Origin of the sequence: Dendronalium phyllosphericum CENA369, assembly GCF_016056275.1 — a bacterium.
In the GTDB taxonomy this organism is placed as follows: Bacteria; Cyanobacteriota; Cyanobacteriia; order Cyanobacteriales; family Nostocaceae; genus Dendronalium; species Dendronalium phyllosphericum.
Window position 1 is genome coordinate 35280 of record NZ_JAECZA010000289.1, and the last position, 19279, is coordinate 54558.

Genomic DNA, 19279 nt, shown 5'->3' on the forward strand with positions numbered 1-19279 from the left:
CAGGGGAGCATCCTTGACTTAAGTTTTGTATGCGGGAGTTATAGAACTAGTGGCAAGTGGAACGATTGATTATGTAGTAGCGTCACCTAAATATTGACAAATCAAATGGCATTGGCCGCTTCAACAGTCGGGAAAATCGTTACCGCCTTGAGAGCAACTTATAATAGGCATCTACAATATTACGCAGTGCATCGCCAGCCAAAATTGAAAAACACGCAATTTAAGCACAGTAACTATAGCAATTCTCTAAGATTTGGAAATATCAGGTTTTCAGAGTTGAATTCTAGCATTTAACGGCGATCGCAACATTTTTACATCTTCAAGAGATTGCTATATAACTAAAGCTAGTTGGTGCTATGCAAATCCAACAACTTGTCTGACTTAATTGATTTTATTGATGCGAGGAGCAGTCATGAAAGCATTAGTTCGCTGGGGCGCGACATTGGGTTTAGTGGGAAGTACTCTGCTAGGAACAGTTTTTATCGGCAATGTCCCAGTCTTGGCATTGCCAGAACAACAAATAAAAGAAAAATTGGACGCTGTACCAGTATACTTGATTACCAATGAAAAAGGTTTACCATTGAGTCGTCCTCTGCCAGAGGCGCAAAATGGTCAAAAATCGGGTGGTTCGGTGACAGGTGTTTATTTAAGTCGCCAAGATGCTGTGGCTTTTATTACTGAGCTGCGGAATGCTAAAGGCAAAGACCCAAAAATGGAAGAATTGGTAAAAAGCTTACAGGTAACAGCATTACCTTTGGGAGTGATTTATCAACAACTGCAACAAACTAAAAATCAGCCCAACCGTCTCGTATTTGCCTTTAAACCTGTAGACCAAGAACTTAAAGGGGCGATGGACTTGCTGCGCCAAAGCGGTCAGAAGATAGACCAGTTTAAAAGCGTACCTGTTTTTGCTGTCAGATTTGCACCAGATAAAGGATATGTACCGATTAAGCTGACAGCTAACAATCAGCAACTTATTCCTCTATTTTTCAGCAAGCAAGATGCACAAGGTTTATTGAGCCAAGTGAAGCAAAAAAATCCCAAAGCTGATATTCAGGTAATAGACGTGGACGGAGTGATCGATACTTTACAAAAGAAAAATGATGAATGGCTCAAACAGGTAGTCTTAGTGCCTTCCCAAGAATCGAGAGAATATATCAGGACTTTACCTGGAAATAACACATCCAAAACTCCTGGAAATAATCCCAACAATGCACGTCCTGCGGCTGCACCTAAAAAATAAGCATCCATAGTGCGATCGCATGGTGGATAAACAGCCAAAGGTAGTTTCCGGTTTACAACTTTGGCAGTGGCGCAATCAAGCAATTCAAGCAGCGATCGCTCATGATGTCCCGCCATCTGAAGTCGATTGGCTGCTTTTAGAAATTACTGGGTTAGACCGTTTAGCATTGCGTTTGGAGTCTTTTAAAGAAAGACCTCAAATTCAAATGAAATTGCCTTTAGAAGATTTAGATCGTCTATGGCAAAAGCGATTGCATGAGCGCTTGCCAGTGCAGTACATTGCTGGAGTCACACCTTGGCGACAATTTCAAATTGCTGTTTCGAGTGCGGTTTTAATACCTAGACCAGAAACAGAGTGCTTGATTGATTTAGCTGCGATTGCCGCAGCTAAGAGTGGGGCAAATCCGCCTTTAGAGTCAGGACACTGGGCAGATTTGGGTACTGGAAGTGGGGCGATCGCTTTGGGACTAGCAGACATCTTGCCAAAAGCGACAATTCATGCGGTCGATCGCAGTCTTGAAGCTTTAGCGATCGCCCAAACCAATGCCCATAATTTGGGTCTTGCCGAACGGATTCGTTTTTATCAAGGTTTTTGGTGGGAACCATTGAGCGGCTTAAAAGGCCAATTCAGTGGGATGGTGTCTAATCCACCTTATATTCCCACCAATATCGTGCCCACCCTGCAACCAGAAGTGGTTAACCACGAACCACACTTAGCTTTGGATGGGGGTGCTGATGGCTTAGATTGCATCCGCCATTTGATAGATATTTCTCCTAGTTATTTACGACCTGATGGCGTATGGCTGATTGAAATGATGGCGGGACAGGCGGATGCAGTCCGCGAACTTTTACAAAACCAAGGAAGCTATAGCAATATTCAAATTCATACTGATTTAGCTGGAATTGAACGCTTTGCTCTTGCCTATAAAAGTTAGAAGTTAGTAAGGATAAGTAGCCTTACAGGTTGTTTGGAAAGTTTAATTTACGAAATTCAGTGCTGAGTGCTGAGTAACAAGAAGATTACCCAGTATTTTCGCACTAAGATAAAAGCCCCGCCCCTTGTGGGCAGTCTTTTAACTCAGCACTCTTCATAAGGAATTGGGAGTTATTAAAAAGAGGATAAGCAAGTCAAGATAATTAAACTGAAGAGATACAACAAAGCGTAAACACAAACTTTAATTTATTCCTATCTGACTGCTGAAAACAAATTACTCACTTTATGACCAAGCCCCGTTGGGGCGGGCTGAGTGGGTGTGGGGGAAGAGATAGCCCCAACCACCTTTGGGTACAAGCCCCATCTTTTAAGGCGATTGCATTGGTGGCGGTTCAAGCCCCGACTAATGCCGTCTTCACTACACCCAACACCCTACCCCCTACACCCTGTTTTTGACTCTTAATTCCTAACTCCCAACTGTAATAAACATGACCAAAGTTGCTTTAGAAGCCCTAATAGCTAGCGCACGTGCTGGTTTATTAGTGAGCTTTCCCACTGATACTGTTCCTGCAATTGCAACTTTACCAGAAAAGGCAGCATTAATTTTTACTGCAAAAAAACGCAGTCAAGATAAACCTTTGATTTTGATGGCAGCTAGCGCAGAGGATTTGTGGCCTTATGTCAAAGGTAATGAAAAGGAGTATAAAATTTGGCAAGATACAGTAAGTAAATATTGGCCGGGAGCGCTGACGTTGGTATTACCAGCAAGCGATGTCTCCGACGGGCTACGCCTACGCGTACCTCAAGAAATGAACCCTAGCGATCCGACAACAATTGGTATCCGAGTTCCCAATAGTGCGATCGCTCAAACTATTTTGACGCAAACAGGGCCGCTTGCTACCACTAGTGCTAATTTTTCCGGTCAACCACCCTTATTAACAATGGCAGAAATTGAGGCTCAGTTTCCTGAAGTTTTAGTGGCAGCTACAGAATTTCAAGGTCAATCGACAATTGGTGTGCCATCGACTGTTGCTAAATGGACGGGAATGAATTGGCAAATTTTGCGTCAAGGTGCGATTAAGTTACACCCTTTTGAATAAAGACGCGTCATAATGCCTACATAGCATAGATTTGTGACGCTCGTTAATTGAATGAGTGTTATATTTTTAGGCAAAGAAATAAAAATCGTCATCATTATGTTGTTTTCTTAGTCATAGACAAGAAACAAAAAAATCATCAACCAAGGCTAGAAACGGATGAATTAAAAAATCCGGAACTTTAGTTTGCGTCCTTGTGGTCAATTAACAAGTTAATAATCGCCAAATTATGAATTGGAGCAACTGGCTATATCTAGGAGCAGGATTGATTTTGGGGATGGGGATTCGCTGGTTATTTATGCGGTCGTCAAACGCGGCTTCTAGCTCATCTTCAACGGCATTAGCGCAACAGCATCTGCCACAATTGCAACAGATAAAGCAAACGCAGCTAGCGTACCAAATGGCGCAGGAAATGGGCCAATTTAAAGCGGGTTTTTTGGCGCGGACGACCCATGAATTGCGATCGCCTCTCAATAGTCTAATTGGCTTGCATCAGTTAATTTTGTCAGATTTGTGTGAAGATCCAGCAGAAGAACGAGAATTTATTACCCAAGCTCACGATAAAGCTCTGAAACTGCTACATCTCATCGATGAAATTCTCAGCATCGCCAGAATAGAACACGGTACTAACAAATTAGATATTCAGCCGCGCTCCTTAGTCGAAATCTTAAAGGAAGTTAATCAGTTAACTTATATGTTAGCGGCAAATCGTAATTTTCCTTTGCAGGTGTTACTTCCCGACCCAGAAATTTATGTTTTAGCAGACCAACGCTGGCTGCGACAAGTATTAGTAAGTTTAGTAGACACTGCCATTGCTCAAATGGAGGAAGGCAGTATCCATATTTCCAGCAGCCTTTCACCTACAAATAAAACTGTTTGGATTTGCTTGGATGTGCCAACTGGTGCTTTACCAGATAGCGAGCCAATTGACTTCATCAAATCTGAAGACACACTTGCTGAAACTGATTGCGAAAACCCCGGTCTTTCACCAGGAATGAAGCTATTGCTCAATCAAACTCTGTTAGAAGTGATGGGAGGAGAGCTAGAAATTATACCTCCTGGGAGTAACGAAAACAGCAATAATCATACTCGGTTGCAAATGTCTATCCCCCTAGCGTCTCCTGAAGCTGAATCTCTGTAGCCGAAAGAGAACTAAATTTAGCTTGGTTGTACAACACCATTGTGGTACTACTGTTGGGTTGGAAACCAATTTTTTTGTAGAATTCTTGTTGGAGAGTTGTCATCAGGTAGACGCGCTCAACACACTTGATGCGAGGATGACTTAAGATAGTTTCCACTAATTTGCTTCCCAACCCACTACCACGATAGTCTGGGTGAATCACAACATCCCAGATCGTGGCACGATAAATGCAATCAGAAGTAGCTCTGGCAAAGCCAATCAGTTTATCCGCATCCCAGACAGAAATTACTGGGTTGCTGTTAGCAATAGCTATGCCCAAATCTTCAATACTACGCCCTATTGCCCAGAAAGCTGAAATATTGAATAATTCTTGGAGTTGGTAAAGGTCAATTTCCGAGTGGCGATCGCTAAATTGAATCTGAGAATAGTTCATGTATTAGCAATATATTCTTTGGTATTGTCAATTTAGATTTTGCCAGATGATGCCTGTAGTGTATATACAAATATAGTTTTGCAATTACTGCTACCAAGTGCTGACTCACATCAAAGTTTTATCGAGTATATTTTTAAGCTTTTATACATCACTGTTATCCAAATAAATGCTTGCGCCTACGAATATCTACTGTCATCTAAAAAATTAGAAGAGATTTATTTGAATGTCAATAGGAAAAATGGGCTTTTGGTCAGTATTTGCAGTAGGTGTAGGGGGTATGGTCGGCGGCATTTTTCCAGTTTTAGGACTTGCGGTAGAGCTGACCCATAAAGGCGCACCATTGGCTTTTGCAATTGCAGGGATGGTAGCTCTAATTACTACATACGCCTACGCCAAGCTTTCGGTAGCTTACCCTAGCCGAGGTGGGACAGTGCCTTTCTTAACTCAAGCCTTTGGTACAGGTTTAGTGAGCGGTAGTCTCAATCTTCTGCTGTGGCTGAGTTATGTAGTGATGCTTTCGCTTTACTTTTCAGCTTTTGGTAGCTACGGAGCCAGTTTATTTCCCGAATCGTTCCAGTCTTTTTGGAAGCATTTTTTAATTAGCATTACGGTAGTCGGTATTAGTGGACTAAATCTACTGAGTGCAGATATTGTTGGCAAAGCTCAAAAATGGATTGTCGGCTTTAAACTTGGAATATTACTGCTGTTTATAGCGATAGGCATTTGGCAGATTGATTTCCCACAGATAGAAGCAACCGGGACATCACTGCTGCCAATGGTATCTGGAGGAATGATTATCTTTTTATCCTATGAAGGTTTTGAGTTGATTGCCAATACAGCAGAGGATGTTATTAATCCCAGACAGATGCCACTAGCTTATTATTCGGCAGTGGTATTTGTCATTGTGTTGTATGTGTTAATTGCACTAGTTGCAGTCGGAACCTTGCCTGTAGAAAATATTGTAGCGGCACGAGACTATGCTTTAGCCAGAGTAGCTAGCCCAGTTATGGGGGAATTTGGCGTTATATCTATGACCATTGCGGCACTTTTATCAACCACCTCGGCGATTAACGCCACATTTTACGGTTCAGCGCGCCTGAGTTATGTTATTGCCCAATCTAAAAATCAACTTCACGTGTTGGAGAAAGAGGTCATAAATAAGCAACACTTGGGTTTGTTTATTATTAGTGGGCTAACTCTTATATTTGCTAATTTTTTTGACCTCTCTCGTATATCCACAATGGGTAGTGCGGGATTTCTATTAATTTTTGCGGCGGTGAACCTAGCCAATGTTCGGCTCTATCGGCAAACTCAAAACTGTCGATGGATCTCTTTGCTAGGTGCTTGTTTATGTGTAGCTGCTCTCATAGTTTTGTGCGCTCAGACTGCGCGAACCGACCCACAGGCTTTATGGGTCATGGCGATCCTGCTAGCATTAGCTATTGGACTGGATGTAATCTATTGTCTTTTCACTAATTGTGAACTCCGCCTTTGATGTCATCAGCAAAGATAGCTTATTGATTATTCTATGATTTGATCGCAAACCCACTTCCACAGAGGATGAGTTGGGCCCTGTTGGCGTATCCGACAAACTTGTTTTTCTAAACGCTGCTTTTCTTGAGCTGGTAACCCAAGTAAAATATTCCGACTCTGCCAAACTAAGACAGCAACTGTCATACCAATACAAAATGCTAAACCTAGGGTAGACAGTGGGTGGTAGAAAAGTCCGTAGCGCACTGCTACCCAAGTAAAGTATTGTTGCCAAAGCGTGATTTCTTCACGTAAATTCCACAAGCAAATTGGTGCAATGGTCAGCCATAAACAAGTGACAAATAACCACCTGCCATATACAGTTAGCTGGTGCAGCTTTTGTACTTGTTGGGTGAAAGATGGGTCAATATTCTCAGTATCGTTAGAGTTTAACGGTTGTTCCGGTCGAGCCATAGAGAAAGAAAACTACAATGCCTAGTTAAGTAATTTATACATTGCTTTCACGCAATATCTAATACAAAGGTAGCTTAACTATCTTGAGATGTAGTAGATGTATCAATATCAGTGCTTGCTACTGCTATCGGTCGGTCTGTACGTTCTCGCCACCAAGCAAGCAGAGTACTAGCGATAAAAATACTGGAATAAGCTCCCATCGTGAAGCCAATAATTAGAGCTAAGGCAAAGTTTTTTAGTGTTTCTCCTCCGAACAAAAAGATAGCAAATAATGTCAGCAACACAGTTAAAGTTGTGTTGATTGACCTGCCTAAGGTTTGGTTGACTGCATCATCTACAATGTCAGCAATCGGGCGGTTAGGATTAGTTTGCAGCGTCTCCCGAATGCGATCGTAAATCACCACTGTATCGTTGACTGAAAACCCTGTAATTGTCAGTAGGGCGACGATAAAGAGGCTATCTACTTCGATCCCTAGCACCAATCCCAAAAGAGAAAATACTCCAACCGTGATTAATATATCGTGAAAGAGAGCAACGATCGCAAATACGGCATAATCTAACTGGAAGCGGAAGGCCAAGTAAATAACAATGCCTGCAAATGAGACGATCAAAGCAATGACACCAGAGGTAAATAACTCTCGTCCTAGGGTAGGGCCAACAGTATCGATTTGATTTTTTTGCTCGTCAAAAGTACCAATTTTTTCGCTTAAAGCATTCTGTAACTTGGTACGCTGGTCGCGATCTAAATTTTTTGTGCGAATTAATATGCCGTTTTCTGCTTTTGTGTCTTTATCAGCAACAATTTGAATACTGCTATCGCCTAACCCCTCTGCTTTAGCTACTTCCCGAACGACATTGATATCAATTGGCTTGTCGCAGTTACCTGGTTTGGTACAATCTCGTTCAAACTGCAATCTTGAACCACCAACAAAATCTAAGCTAGGACGTAGAGGTGCTTTGATGCTGGGGTTTTGCCAAGAAATCACCATAGAGATGATACCAGCGAGAATGATGCCGATAGAAATACTCCACCAAAGCGATCGCGATTTGTTAATACTTAGTTTCATCGAGCCACCTCTGCCTTATTTGAGGCTGGCACGTTCGGAGAGAAAAGTTGTGGTTTTCGCAGTGCGGGAATTGAAATTGCTAAAAACATGAAAGTGCGACTACAGGTAATTGCGGTAAACATACTTACTGCTACGCCCAAAGCCAAAGTTAGGGCAAAGCCTTTCACCAAACCGGCCCCCAGCCAGAATAGTGCGGCACAGGCAATAACTGTGGTAACGTTGCCATCTAAGATACTAGAAAAAGCGCGGTAAAAACCTGATTCTACAGAACGATACAGAGATTTGCCTGCCTGCAATTCTTCTCGCGTGCGTTCAAAAATTAGCACATTCGCATCTACTGCCATACCAATACTTAGGATAAAACCGGCAATTCCTGGCAAGGTCAAAGTTACACCCAACAAAGCAAAGCTAGCCCAAGTTAACAAGGAGTAGATTATGAGTGCAATGTCGGCAATAAGTCCTGGTACTCTATAGTACACCACCATAAATATCAATACCAAAGCTAGACCCCCAGCCCCAGCATAGATACTGCTAGTGATACTATCTTTACCCAAGGTTGCACCAACAGTACGAATTTCTGCTATTTCTACTGGTACGGGTAACGCACCACCTCGTAGCTGTACGCCCAAATCATTAGCTTGTTGTGTGGTAAATCTACCTGTAATCACAGCCGCGCCACCAGTAATCCCAGTAGCAGCAAATTCTGGGCCAACTACAGGAGCGCTGATTAATTCGTTGTCAAGAAAAATACCGATACTGCGTCCAGTACCAGCGAGGTTTTTTGTTAATTGAGCGAACAGTTCGCCACCCTTTTGATCGAAGCGAATGGCAACATTCCAGTTGTTGCCTTGGGTAGGTTCGCCGTAGGCATCTTTGAGAAATTTACCTGATAGAGGTGGATTGGTGCTTTCAAATAATTCAACAATCGCTTGATTATTTTTCTGCAACTCTTCTTGATTTTTGGTAATTGCAGCTTGGTCTTTGCTGCTTCTCAACTCTTGCTGTTTAGCTTTCAATTCGGCTCGTGATGCTTGGAAAGCAAACAATTGAGTTTCCGTTCCTGGCTTTTGAGTGCGGAATTCTAACTGCGCTGTACCTCCAAGTACTCGTTCCGCTTGTTCGGGATCGTTGACTCCTGGCAATTGTACTAATATTTTGTCCGTACCAATTGTTTGGATGACTGGCTCCGAAACGCCAAGACCGTTAATCCGACCTTCGACGACTTTTTTCACAGCTTCCAATTCTCGCTGGGTGATTTGCTTAATTTCCGGCGTTGTTTTAACTTGAATTGTGAGCTGCGATCCTCCCCGTAAGTCCAGTCCCAAGGGTATGGGAATTTTGACAATCGCCACAATGGCGGCGATTACCAAGACTAAAATCAAGGCTAATAGCGATCGCTGTCTTTGCATACCATAACTCGCAACTGACAAAGGCTATGATAGCGCTCTTTTACAGCGTTATGAGCAAGGATTAGGGATTGGGTACTGGGGATTAGGTATTAGGTACTGAGGATGAAGCTTCGCCGTGAGCGTCAGCCGAACGGAAAATGAGGGGGATGAGGGGAAAAAGTTAAAGGGCAAAGGAAACAAGAAAATAGATTAAATAACTATCCTGTTGTTTGTTCCCTTTTACCCCTTTCCCAATCCCTAGTCCCCAGTCTCCAGTCCCTAAACTCGCATCGCTACCATTTTTTCCACAGCTTCGACTATTTGCTCTGGTTGAACAATTGTCAATCGCTCTAGGTTGCCGTTGTAAGGTGTGGGAATATCTTGGGAAGAAAGCCGCAACACTGGCGCATCTAATTCATCAAATAAGCGATCGTTAATTGAGGCGATTAATTCTGCTCCGATACCGCCGGTTCTCATGCCTTCTTCTACGATAATCACTCGATGTGTTTTGCGTATAGATGCACCGATGGTATCAAAGTCTAGTGGCTTAAGCGATATTAAGTCAATTACTTCTGGATCGTAACCTTGTTTTTCTAAAGTTTTCACGGCTTGCAACACATGATGGCGCATCCGGGAATAGGTGAGGATTGTGACATCTTTGCCTTGACGCACAACTTCTGCTTTATTCAAAGGCAGCAGGTATTCTTCGTCTGGTAAATCTTCTTTTAAGTTGTAAAGCAGAACGTGTTCAAAGAACAATACAGGGTTATCATCGCGGATAGCCGATTTCAGCAGTCCTTTAGCGTTGTAAGGTGTAGAACAGGCAACAATCTTCAACCCAGGAACAGCTTGGAAGTAAGCTTCTAGTCGCTGGGAATGTTCTGCTCCTAGTTGTCTTCCCACACCTCCGGGGCCGCGAATTACCATTGGTATTTTAAAGTTACCGCCGGAAGTGTAGCGCAGCATTCCAGCGTTATTAGATATTTGGTTAAAGGCTAAGAGCAAAAAGCCCATGTTCATGCCTTCAATTATCGGTCGTAATCCAGTCATTGCTGCTCCGACTGCTATGCCTGTAAAGCTATTTTCAGCAATGGGAGTGTCCAGAACTCGGAGTTCGCCATACTTTTGGTATAGGTCTTTGGTAACTTTGTAGGAACCACCATATTGTCCTACGTCTTCACCAAGAACGAACACGCTGGAATCACGCGCCATTTCTTCATCAATGGCTTCCCGCAGAGCGTTGAAGAATAGTGTTTCTGCCATTTAGACCTTTAGTACGACTATTGTTTTAGAATCTTATCGCGCCGCTGCGGTCAATACCGTGAGCGATCGCACTAGTTAGAATTTGGGTTGTCTGAATCAACTGCTCCAAACACAGAGAAACAAAAGATTAAAGATAAAAAGATTCTTATTTATTTTCTCTGTATATCTAATCGCTATGCCGATGGTCGGGAGTAATTACCGAAATAACTATATCAAAATCACATTCAAAGCTGTTCCCAAAATGGAAAAAACCATAATTTAACGTAATATTATGTGTTTAAAATTACTTCAATTATCTAAAGAATTTACTGTTTTTCTCAGGATTCGGCGGTAAGAACATTATTGGAAATGTAAAAATTAATTTCTGTCAAATAATATTAAGCTAGCAACGACCCGCACTGAAAGACGCGAGCATATACAGCACACAAACTTACATTTGATTTTATGGATGGCTCTAACTTTCACATAGCATACTATCAGCTGCAAACTGGAGAATCAGTTACCTGAGTTACCCGTTCGTCAGGAAAGCGTTTAGGTCTGCCTGGTTTGCGTTTATGTCGCTGATTGATTGACTTCTCGCTGGCGGCTGCCAATTCTTCAGGCGTGCATTTGAACAAACGCAAAGCGTCTAAATATTTTTTTGGTGTCATTGTGGGTTCAGTACGCCCAGCTTCCCAGTTGCGAACACTGGTTTCACTGATTACAAGCCTGAAGGCAACCTCTGCACGGCTAAGTCCCGCGCGCTCTCTCAGGACTTGCATATCCATATCCATGCTCCCCTTGAAAACTTCAGTTTGTTTATTAAACCAATTGACATTTACAGTCAATTGCAAAAAATTTATTAACTATACTTCTTTTATAAGCGATCGCCTCCCCCGATTGCAAACGAAGCGATCGCTTAATTTATGTATTATTACGGTAAAAATCTACATTACTTGTGTTTATATAACTTTATAGTTGAAAAATACTAGGCTGGGAAGAGGGAAAAACCTGATTGAGTAATAACTTACAATCGAAATGAATAAATTTATCTCAAGCAAAGATACATAAGGTAACTTTGATATGTCGTATAAAGTTAGTATCGTTACCGAAAAAGATGAATATGGATATTATGCTTATTGCCCTGAACTACCCGGTTGTCAATCTCAAGGTGATTCCCTAGAAGAAGTACAGGTAAATATTAAAGAAGCAGTTGAACTTTATATAGAAACATTGTCAACTTCAGAAAAACAGACGCTTCAGAACAAGGAAATATTCACAATAACCTTAGAGGTAAAAGTTGCCTAAGCTGTCCCGCCTCGCTGCAACAGAAGCTTAAAAACTATTATTAGATGCAGGCTTTATTCAAATTAGAAGTAAAGGAAGTCACAGGATTGATTTTCGAGAATAAGTGAGAGTGGTGATTCCTTTTCATTCAGGAAAAGTATTGCACCCAAAAATAGTGAAACAGGTTTTACAAGCCATTGACATTTCTGAGGATGAAACGACATCAGAAGAAGTACCTGAGACTGATGAATAAGCTCAAATTCATCAACGTAGCGATCGCATCCCTAAAACACCCGCTCAAAAGGCTTTTTGCGATAACGCCGATAAATATCAAAATCGCTATCCAAAGTAGCGATCGCAGCAATATCTAAGCGTTCCGAAATGACGATTAAGGATAAATCTGCAAAATCCCCTGGTAAATCTCTGTACTGAGTATTCAACTCAGCAATGCGTGAAAAGTCTTGCGGCAATAATTGTTCGCACTCATAGAGTTGTTTAGCAACATCTAGAAGAAACTCGTTTTGTGTACGCCAATCCAAGTTGAGTAACCACACCACTTGTGCTATACAAATAGGCGTAGTTACCAGCCTAGAAGTGCAGTTCTCAAAGAAGCGCCGCACTTGTTGATGATACCGATCTCTGGCGCTGTAGTACGCAAACAAAAACCCGCTATCCGCGAGTATGAGCGGGTAATAGGTCATGGATGGCGCTTGTGGAGATATTCGGCGATCGCTTTCTTACGCTTTGAGCGTTCCGATAGATCGGTTGGTGCATCTTGCAGCAGGTGTTCGGGATGTCCACCCCGCCTCTCAACCAAAGTTTTACCTGCTTGTAAGGCCAGCCAACGCTCAGATATCAAGCGTCGAATTAACTCGCTCTTGTCTGTTTGCTCGTGAGCCAATATATCGGCTAACTGCTGTTCCGTTTCTTCGTCGAGTCTGACACTGAGCATAACTTTATATCGTACTTGCAATACAAGTATGACAAGTATAACGCAGAGCGATTAAATTTTGAATTTCGCAGCGGACAAAGCCAAATTACAGTTATCTCACGCCCAAACACCAAAACACAAAGAAAAACTCTGTGCCTCCGCGTCTACCGAAGTTTGCTCAACGGGGGGGAACCCCCGCACGCAACTTCTCTGTGCGTGAGATTTCTTGATAAATTATTCGACTGTCTAGTTTACTCCAACAACCAGCGCGCTGCGTCTTTGGCATGGTAGGTCAAAATCAAGTCAGCACCAGCGCGTTTAAAGCTAGTTAAAGTTTCCATGACCACGCGCTTCTCATCAATCCAACCGTTGAGAGCAGCAGCCTTAATCATAGAATACTCACCAGAAACGTTGTAAGCGGCAACGGGTAAATTACTTGCTTCCTTGACGCGCCAGATGATGTCCATGTATGACAAGGCTGGCTTGACCATGAGCATATCAGCACCTTCGGCGATATCGAGTTCAATTTCTTTGATGGCTTCGCGGGCGTTACCTGGGTCCATTTGATAAGTTCTGCGATCGCCAAATTGCGGTGTCGATTCTGCTGCATCCCTAAATGGGCCATAATAAGCCGAAGCATACTTAGCAGCATAAGACATAATCGGCGTATCTTGGAATCCAGCTTCATCCAAGCCCTGACGAATTGCTTGTACAAAGCCATCCATCATTCCAGAAGGTGCAATGATATCTGCACCAGCTTTTGCTTGAGAAACGGCTGTTTTCTTCAATAATTCTAGAGTTGGGTCGTTGAGAACCCGTCCCGTCAGATCGCCAACTTGCAAATAACCGCAGTGACCGTGACTGGTGTACTCACACAAACAAGTATCAGCAATTACAATTAAATCTGGTACTGCTTCTTTGACCGCCGTTGCTGCTTTCTGCACAATCCCACAATCGTGCCAAGCGCCAGTGGCATCGACATCTTTATCCGCAGGAATACCAAATAGAATAATAGCGGGAATTCCTAAGTCATAAACTGCTTTTGCTTCTTCAACAATTTTATTTACCGATAGTTGGTAAACTCCAGGCATAGATTTTACTTCTTTGGCAATTCCTTCACCTGGAACAGCAAAAAGCGGATAAATTAAATCATTTGTTGTCAACACAGTTTCACGTACCATTCGGCGCAGTTGAGAATGGGTACGCAAACGGCGGGGGCGATGTATTGGAAACATAAATTTTTGTAAATAAAAAACGCCATGGACACAAAACAAAGCGTCACAAAAGCAGGGCAAAACGCTGCTGCTGTCGGACAGACTACAAACAGTGCTTAACTGTCCTTGCCCTACTCTTACTCAAGTTGTGGGGCAATTTCGTATTTTACAGCTTGACCGAACATCTAGCCAACGGATACTAAAATAACTATATTCAAAATCCAGCAAATTAATAATAAAGAAATTTAGATAACTAGGCATAAGGCATTATCCTAAAAACCCAATTCTTAATTTTTTAATTGACTGATGACTTTTAAAGACTACTACTTGGCTTAATGACTCTACAATGCTGAGTAAAAGTAAAAATTGAGAAATTCTGTAGCGTTTTCCTCAAGAATATTTCCCAAAGCAGGAATCTGGAGAAGAGAAAGACCCGAGAAGTAATTTGCGATCGCTTCTCCACATCTGTTTCATACCTCTGGTCTCCACCAACCCTGACTCAGCACTGAATGGAAGTAAAACTCAATATAAGTCTTGTTGGTTGCATACGACTCGATCGCGAGCATCGTTGCTTTAAGATTAAAAGACTCGCTAGAGTAGAAAAATTAAGTTAATTTTCAAGCAAACAAATACAGTTATGTCAACTGAACTTCAGTCAGAACTTGATAAAGCAGTAGAACTTCGCCGTAACTTTGCAATTATTTCGCACCCTGATGCAGGTAAAACGACACTTACAGAAAAGCTACTACTATACGGGGGAGCAATTCACGAAGCTGGTGCAGTCAAAGCCCGCAGGGCACAACGCAAGGCGACCTCAGACTGGATGGCAATGGAACAACAACGGGGAATTTCCATTACCTCTACTGTGTTGCAGTTTGAATACCAAAATTGTCAGATCAATTTATTAGACACACCCGGACACCAAGATTTTAGCGAAGATACTTATCGTACTCTTGCTGCTGCCGATAATGCAGTCATGCTAATTGATGCTGCCAAAGGTTTAGAACCTCAAACTCGCAAATTATTTGAAGTATGTAAATTGCGGGGTTTGCCCATTTTTACATTTGTGAATAAACTCGACCGTCCGGGAAGAGAACCTCTAGAACTGTTAGATGAAATTGAGCAAGAATTAGGATTGCAAACCTATGCAGTCAATTGGCCCATTGGTATGGGCGATCGCTTTAAAGGCGTATTTGACAGGAACATGCAACAAATTCACCTATTTGAACGCAGCGCCCACGGTAGCCGCGAAGCCCGCGATACCACTGTAGATTTGGGTGATGCTCAAATTGAAGAATTGCTGGAACAAGACTTATATTACCAACTGAAAAATGATTTAGAACTCTTAGAAGGAGTCGGGCCGGAACTGAATTTAGAACTGGTACATCAAGGAAAGATGACACCAGTTTTCTTTGGTAGCGCCATGACGAACTTTGGAGTAGAGTTATTCCTCAAGTATTTCTTGGACTATGCTCTAAAACCCGGTTCTCATAATAGCAGCGTTGGCGAAGTTCCCCCTACCTATCCCGATTTTTCCGGATTCGTCTTCAAACTGCAAGCGAATATGGACCCTAAACACCGCGATCGCGTGGCTTTTGTCCGGGTCTGTACTGGTAAGTTTGAAAAAGATATGACAGTCAATCATGCTCGAACTGGCAAAGTTGTGCGTCTATCTCGCCCGCAAAAACTCTTTGCTCAAGAGAGAGAATCGATTGATGAAGCTTATCCGGGCGATGTCATTGGTTTAAACAATCCAGGGGTTTTTGCTATAGGCGATACAATTTACACGGGGCAAAAGCTGGAATATGAAGGAATTCCGTATTTTTCACCAGAACTTTTTGCGACTCTTAGAAATCCCAACCCTTCCAAATTTAAGCAATTTCAAAAAGGCATTTCGGAATTGCGAGAAGAGGGTGCAGTGCAAATTATGTACTCAACTGATGAAGCCAAGCGCGATCCAATTCTCGCAGCTGTGGGTCAGTTGCAATTTGAAGTGGTACAGTTTCGCTTACAAAATGAGTATGGTGTCGAAACCCTGCTAGAATTATTGCCCTACAGTGTTGCTCGTTGGGTTGAGGGGGGTTGGGAAGCTTTGAATCAGGTGGGACGTGTATTTAATACCACCACCGTCAAAGACAGCATGGGTCGCCCAGTATTGCTATTCCGCAACGAATGGAATTGCCAACAGTTACAGGGAGATCATCCAGAGTTAAAGTTAAGCGCGATCGCCCCGGTATCCGGTCAACAACCAGTGGAATAATTATTCACTCGTGAGGTGAAGCGCAAATCGTCAATAAAATTCGTAATTATTGCCCTACGACTCAAATCGTAGGCTGAGAAACAAAGAAAAATCAACTTTGTCTACAATTACGAATTATTCAGTCAGGGATCTGAATGCGTTTTTACAAAACCATGAATTAATTAAAAGAGATTGGAGTGCCAGAATTTCTATGCCTTCACATGCCGAATCGTCTTTGGAGGCTGGTTTAGTTGCCCTCAAACAAGGAAATTACCAAACAGCGATCGCTCATCTAGAGCCTCTAGTTAGTAGCCAGGGCAATGGAACTGCTAGCTTACAAGCCAAAGTTGGTTTAGTGATGGCTTATGCGCGCAGTGGCAAAGCTGATAAAGCGATCGCCCTGTGTGAAAGTCTCATTCACAGCCAAAATCCCCAAGTTAAAGAGTGGGCAGAACGTGCTCTCACACATTTAACCAAACGCAAAAAAAACAAAGAATCAAAAAATTTAGAAACTGGATTTGTTGCTTTTGATAATTCCCGCTCAAATAATCCCCAAGCTGCTGCATCACAAAAGACAAAAGTAGCAGCTGTGACTCCCCGCAATGCAACTGCCGTACCACCAGGGAGTTATCAAAAAACATTCATCGAAAAACCTGCCGTGCCACCTGGGGGTTTCTTGGGTGCAGGTTACACACAAATTAAAGAATTCGGCATTTATTGGCGGCAAGCAAAACGCGCCAAAGTATGGCAGCCTCTGCGTAAGCCCAACTTAATACCCTTGCGATTACTGGCAGCAGGAACATTTATTGCTCTTTTTTGCGTGCTGCGGGAAATCATTAAGTTCGTAATGGGATTTATTAACTACACTTTAGTCAAATTACCTTACTTAGAGCCATTACAGCTTTTATACCGCGATCCGACTTATTTTTTAATGATAGTTTTGTTCGTCTTGGTTGTGGTTTCGCCGTGGTTACTTGATTGGCTATTAGCTTCTTATGGGCAGCGAGAGTTATCTAAAGATGTATTAAATAACCACAGTCGTGAGACAGGGCGGGTATTGCATCGCTATTGCCAACAGCGCCATTGGCCGATGCCGAGACTGCGTATTCTACCAATTGCAGCACCAATGACTTTGACCTATGGGAATTTACCCCGTACTGCTCGGATTGTTGTCAGTCAAGGGCTGTTAGAACAATTGGCAGATGATGAAATAGCCACAATCTATGCTGGTCAGCTAGGGCATATTGCTCATTGGGATTTCGTGGTGATGTCTTTGGTATTGCTGGTAACACTGCCAATGTACATGTTGTATCGGCAAGTGTCGCACTGGGGAGACAAAACAAATAAAATTTGGCGCGTGCCGTTCACTATTTTGAGCAGCATCTTTTATGGAGTTTGGTGTTTCTTGACTGGAACTGCCTTATGGTTATCGCGGCTGCGGCTTTACTATAGCGATCGCCTTGCAGCCGAAATTACTGGTAATCCCAATGCTTTAACTCGCGCTTTACTCAAAATCGCTATTGGTGTTGCTGGTGACGTTCAAAAAGCAGAACACACTAGTTGGCAGTTAGAAAGCTTAAATATCCTGACCCCAGTAGGTTATCAACAAAGCCTTGCTTTGGGTAGCGTTGCGGGTCATCTAACCTTTGAATCTATTTTGACATGGGATAATCTCAATCCTTATCGCCGCTGGTTAGCGATTAACAATACCCATCCTTTAATTGGCGATCGCATCCAACGTCTGTGTCAAATAGCCCAGCACTGGCACATAGACACCGAACTACATCTGACTAACCAACAATCATTGAGTAAACAGTCTTTAGAAGTAACGCGTCAGTCCTTCTTATTACAAACCGCTCCCTTTTTAGGCGTTCCTTTGGGTTTTTTGTTTGCAGGTCTGATTTGGCTGCTTTGGCAAACTGCTTTTTCACTCAAGTTTTTAAATTTAAAGTGGATATACGAAGACTGGTCTTTCGTCATAGGTTGCCTGCTAATTGGCTTTAGCATTGGTATGGTGATTCGGATGAACTCTTTTTTCCCAGATATCAAAAGCACTAACGCACCAACTAATGACCTCCTGCCCAGCTTGTTAGCCAATCCATCTACTATCCCCATTGATAGTATTCAAGTACATCTTGTTGGCAAGTTATTAGGTCGTCGAGGTACTAGCAACTCTTTAGCACAAGACTTCATTCTTCAGTCCGGTACAGGTTTGGTGAAATTACACCATATTTCCTGGCTGGGGCAGCCAAATCTCCAAGATTTCATCGGTCGGCAGATTACAGTTACAGGTTGGTTTCGCCGAGGCGCAACGCCTTGGATTGACATCCAAACGTTGCAAACTCAAGGTGGTAAAACAATTCATAGCCCTCATCCCATTTGGTCAACTGTTTTGGCAGTTGCCGCCCAGGCTTGGGGTGCATATATTTTCCTCATGGGTTAGTCAGCAGTCAGTGGTCAGTTGTTAGTGGTCAGTGGTTAATAAGAGCGTTGCAGCCAGCCTTGTATCTGTACACAAGTCATTGGCAAAATCAGGACAACTGACAACTGACACGCAATGTAAACAAATATTGCAAATATTCTAAATCAGTGTTACATTTATTTACATCTTCAGTAACTGGCATAATTCAGCACTGTAAATCGGTTACTACAATCGGCTGGTCGTGCCAATTTATCTTCTGTATCCTCCCAACACAGCAGCAAATTAACCAGCCAATGGCTGGTTTTTGTTTCTAATATTCACTCTTGAGAAAAAAATATACTTTATGCTACGATGCAATAATACTATCGTCGGAAATGTATGCGCTGAACTAGCTACGTAGAAAATACCGTGGTAATGTAAGGAATGGTATTTAATTCTGCGGGCAAGAGCATTGAAACAAATATTTACTGTGGCAGACAGTGGGCTAATAGATTTACAATTCTTAGAATTAAAGTGGTATTAGCTAGGCGTTGTATGCGCTTTTGTATTAAACAAGTTTGATCCTGACGAAAAACTGTATTGTATAGGTTGACAGTTTGGAGTAAAAAAATTGGTTTATGGCAGTTTTGGTCAATAGCATCTATTTAAAAGCCAAAGCCAAGTGATTGTTTTCTTGCCTTGCCTGTTAATTCAACTCT

Annotated in this window: 18 protein-coding genes; 9 read left to right on the top strand and 9 right to left on the bottom strand. The window is 42.4% G+C overall.

Going from position 1 to position 19279, the window contains the following annotated elements; all coding sequences use genetic code 11:
* The first annotated feature begins 412 nt into the window (after positions 1 to 412).
* The 5 genes from I8752_RS31875 to I8752_RS31895 all read left to right on the top strand — a co-directional run bounded on the left by I8752_RS31875 (position 413) and on the right by I8752_RS31895 (position 4414).
* Positions 413 to 1243, top strand: coding sequence for a Tic22 family protein (locus I8752_RS31875; RefSeq protein ID WP_214436176.1), 831 nt, complete (start codon positions 413 to 415; stop codon positions 1241 to 1243).
* A gap of 19 nt (positions 1244 to 1262) precedes the next feature.
* Entirely contained in the window at positions 1263 to 2177 is a 915-nt protein-coding gene (gene prmC / locus I8752_RS31880) for a peptide chain release factor N(5)-glutamine methyltransferase (protein WP_214436177.1), read from the top strand.
* A 284-nt stretch (positions 2178 to 2461) separates the two neighbouring features.
* Entirely contained in the window at positions 2462 to 2632 is a 171-nt protein-coding gene (locus tag I8752_RS31885) for a hypothetical protein (RefSeq protein WP_214436178.1), read from the top strand.
* Positions 2633 to 2664: 32 nt separating this feature from the next.
* On the top strand, positions 2665 to 3276 hold the full coding sequence (locus I8752_RS31890) for an L-threonylcarbamoyladenylate synthase (RefSeq protein WP_214436179.1): 612 nt from the start codon (positions 2665 to 2667) through the stop codon (positions 3274 to 3276).
* Positions 3277 to 3502: 226 nt separating this feature from the next.
* Entirely contained in the window at positions 3503 to 4414 is a 912-nt protein-coding gene (locus I8752_RS31895; RefSeq protein WP_214436180.1) for a sensor histidine kinase, read from the top strand.
* On the opposite strand, the gene I8752_RS31900 is transcribed toward I8752_RS31895, so the two are convergent.
* Positions 4377 to 4847, bottom strand: coding sequence for a GNAT family N-acetyltransferase (locus I8752_RS31900; RefSeq protein ID WP_214436181.1), 471 nt, complete (start codon positions 4845 to 4847; stop codon positions 4377 to 4379). The two genes, I8752_RS31895 and I8752_RS31900, sit on opposite strands and share 38 nt — an antisense overlap.
* 223 nt (positions 4848 to 5070) lie before the next feature.
* Here I8752_RS31900 and I8752_RS31905 point away from each other — a divergent pair, with 223 nt between their 5' ends.
* Positions 5071 to 6342: an APC family permease gene (locus I8752_RS31905; protein ID WP_214436182.1), complete on the top strand. Its 1272-nt coding sequence runs from the start codon at positions 5071 to 5073 to the stop codon at positions 6340 to 6342.
* A 26-nt stretch (positions 6343 to 6368) separates the two neighbouring features.
* Here I8752_RS31905 and I8752_RS31910 read toward each other — a convergent pair whose 3' ends face one another.
* The 5 genes from I8752_RS31910 to I8752_RS31930 form a co-directional block, all read right to left on the bottom strand.
* Complete coding sequence (locus I8752_RS31910; protein WP_214436183.1) at positions 6369 to 6791, bottom strand: hypothetical protein; 423 nt, start codon at positions 6789 to 6791, stop codon at positions 6369 to 6371.
* A gap of 74 nt (positions 6792 to 6865) precedes the next feature.
* Positions 6866 to 7858, bottom strand: coding sequence for a protein translocase subunit SecF (gene secF / locus I8752_RS31915; protein WP_214436184.1), 993 nt, complete (start codon positions 7856 to 7858; stop codon positions 6866 to 6868).
* A complete protein-coding gene (gene secD, locus I8752_RS31920) occupies positions 7855 to 9267 on the bottom strand; it encodes a protein translocase subunit SecD (RefSeq protein WP_214436333.1) in 1413 nt (470 codons plus the stop codon). Before secD ends, secF begins: the two co-directional genes overlap by 4 nt.
* Positions 9268 to 9525: 258 nt before the next feature.
* A complete protein-coding gene (locus I8752_RS31925; protein ID WP_214436185.1) occupies positions 9526 to 10509 on the bottom strand; it encodes an alpha-ketoacid dehydrogenase subunit beta in 984 nt (327 codons plus the stop codon).
* Between the two features lie 476 nt (positions 10510 to 10985).
* Positions 10986 to 11276 carry a helix-turn-helix domain-containing protein gene (locus tag I8752_RS31930; RefSeq protein ID WP_214436186.1) on the bottom strand — a complete coding sequence of 97 codons (291 nt, stop codon included), beginning with the start codon at positions 11274 to 11276 and terminating at the stop codon, positions 10986 to 10988.
* Between the two features lie 295 nt (positions 11277 to 11571).
* On the opposite strand from I8752_RS31930, the gene I8752_RS31935 reads away from it, so the two are divergent.
* Complete coding sequence (locus I8752_RS31935) at positions 11572 to 11796, top strand: type II toxin-antitoxin system HicB family antitoxin (RefSeq protein ID WP_214436187.1); 225 nt, start codon at positions 11572 to 11574, stop codon at positions 11794 to 11796.
* A gap of 263 nt (positions 11797 to 12059) precedes the next feature.
* Here I8752_RS31935 and I8752_RS31940 read toward each other — a convergent pair whose 3' ends face one another.
* The 3 genes from I8752_RS31940 to hemB form a co-directional block, all read right to left on the bottom strand.
* Positions 12060 to 12476 carry a type II toxin-antitoxin system VapC family toxin gene (locus I8752_RS31940; RefSeq protein ID WP_214436188.1) on the bottom strand — a complete coding sequence of 139 codons (417 nt, stop codon included), beginning with the start codon at positions 12474 to 12476 and terminating at the stop codon, positions 12060 to 12062.
* Complete coding sequence (locus I8752_RS31945) at positions 12473 to 12727, bottom strand: hypothetical protein (RefSeq protein WP_214436189.1); 255 nt, start codon at positions 12725 to 12727, stop codon at positions 12473 to 12475. Before I8752_RS31945 ends, I8752_RS31940 begins: the two co-directional genes overlap by 4 nt.
* A 230-nt stretch (positions 12728 to 12957) precedes the next feature.
* Positions 12958 to 13941: a porphobilinogen synthase gene (gene hemB / locus I8752_RS31950; protein WP_214436190.1), complete on the bottom strand. Its 984-nt coding sequence runs from the start codon at positions 13939 to 13941 to the stop codon at positions 12958 to 12960.
* A gap of 616 nt (positions 13942 to 14557) precedes the next feature.
* On the opposite strand from hemB, the gene prfC reads away from it, so the two are divergent.
* Both prfC and I8752_RS31960 read left to right on the top strand, forming a co-directional pair.
* A complete protein-coding gene (prfC, locus tag I8752_RS31955; RefSeq protein WP_214436191.1) occupies positions 14558 to 16180 on the top strand; it encodes a peptide chain release factor 3 in 1623 nt (540 codons plus the stop codon).
* Between the two features lie 190 nt (positions 16181 to 16370).
* Positions 16371 to 18602, top strand: a complete 2232-nt coding sequence (locus I8752_RS31960) for a M48 family metallopeptidase (RefSeq protein WP_214436334.1) — start codon at positions 16371 to 16373, stop codon at positions 18600 to 18602.
* The last annotated feature ends 677 nt before the right edge of the window (positions 18603 to 19279 follow it).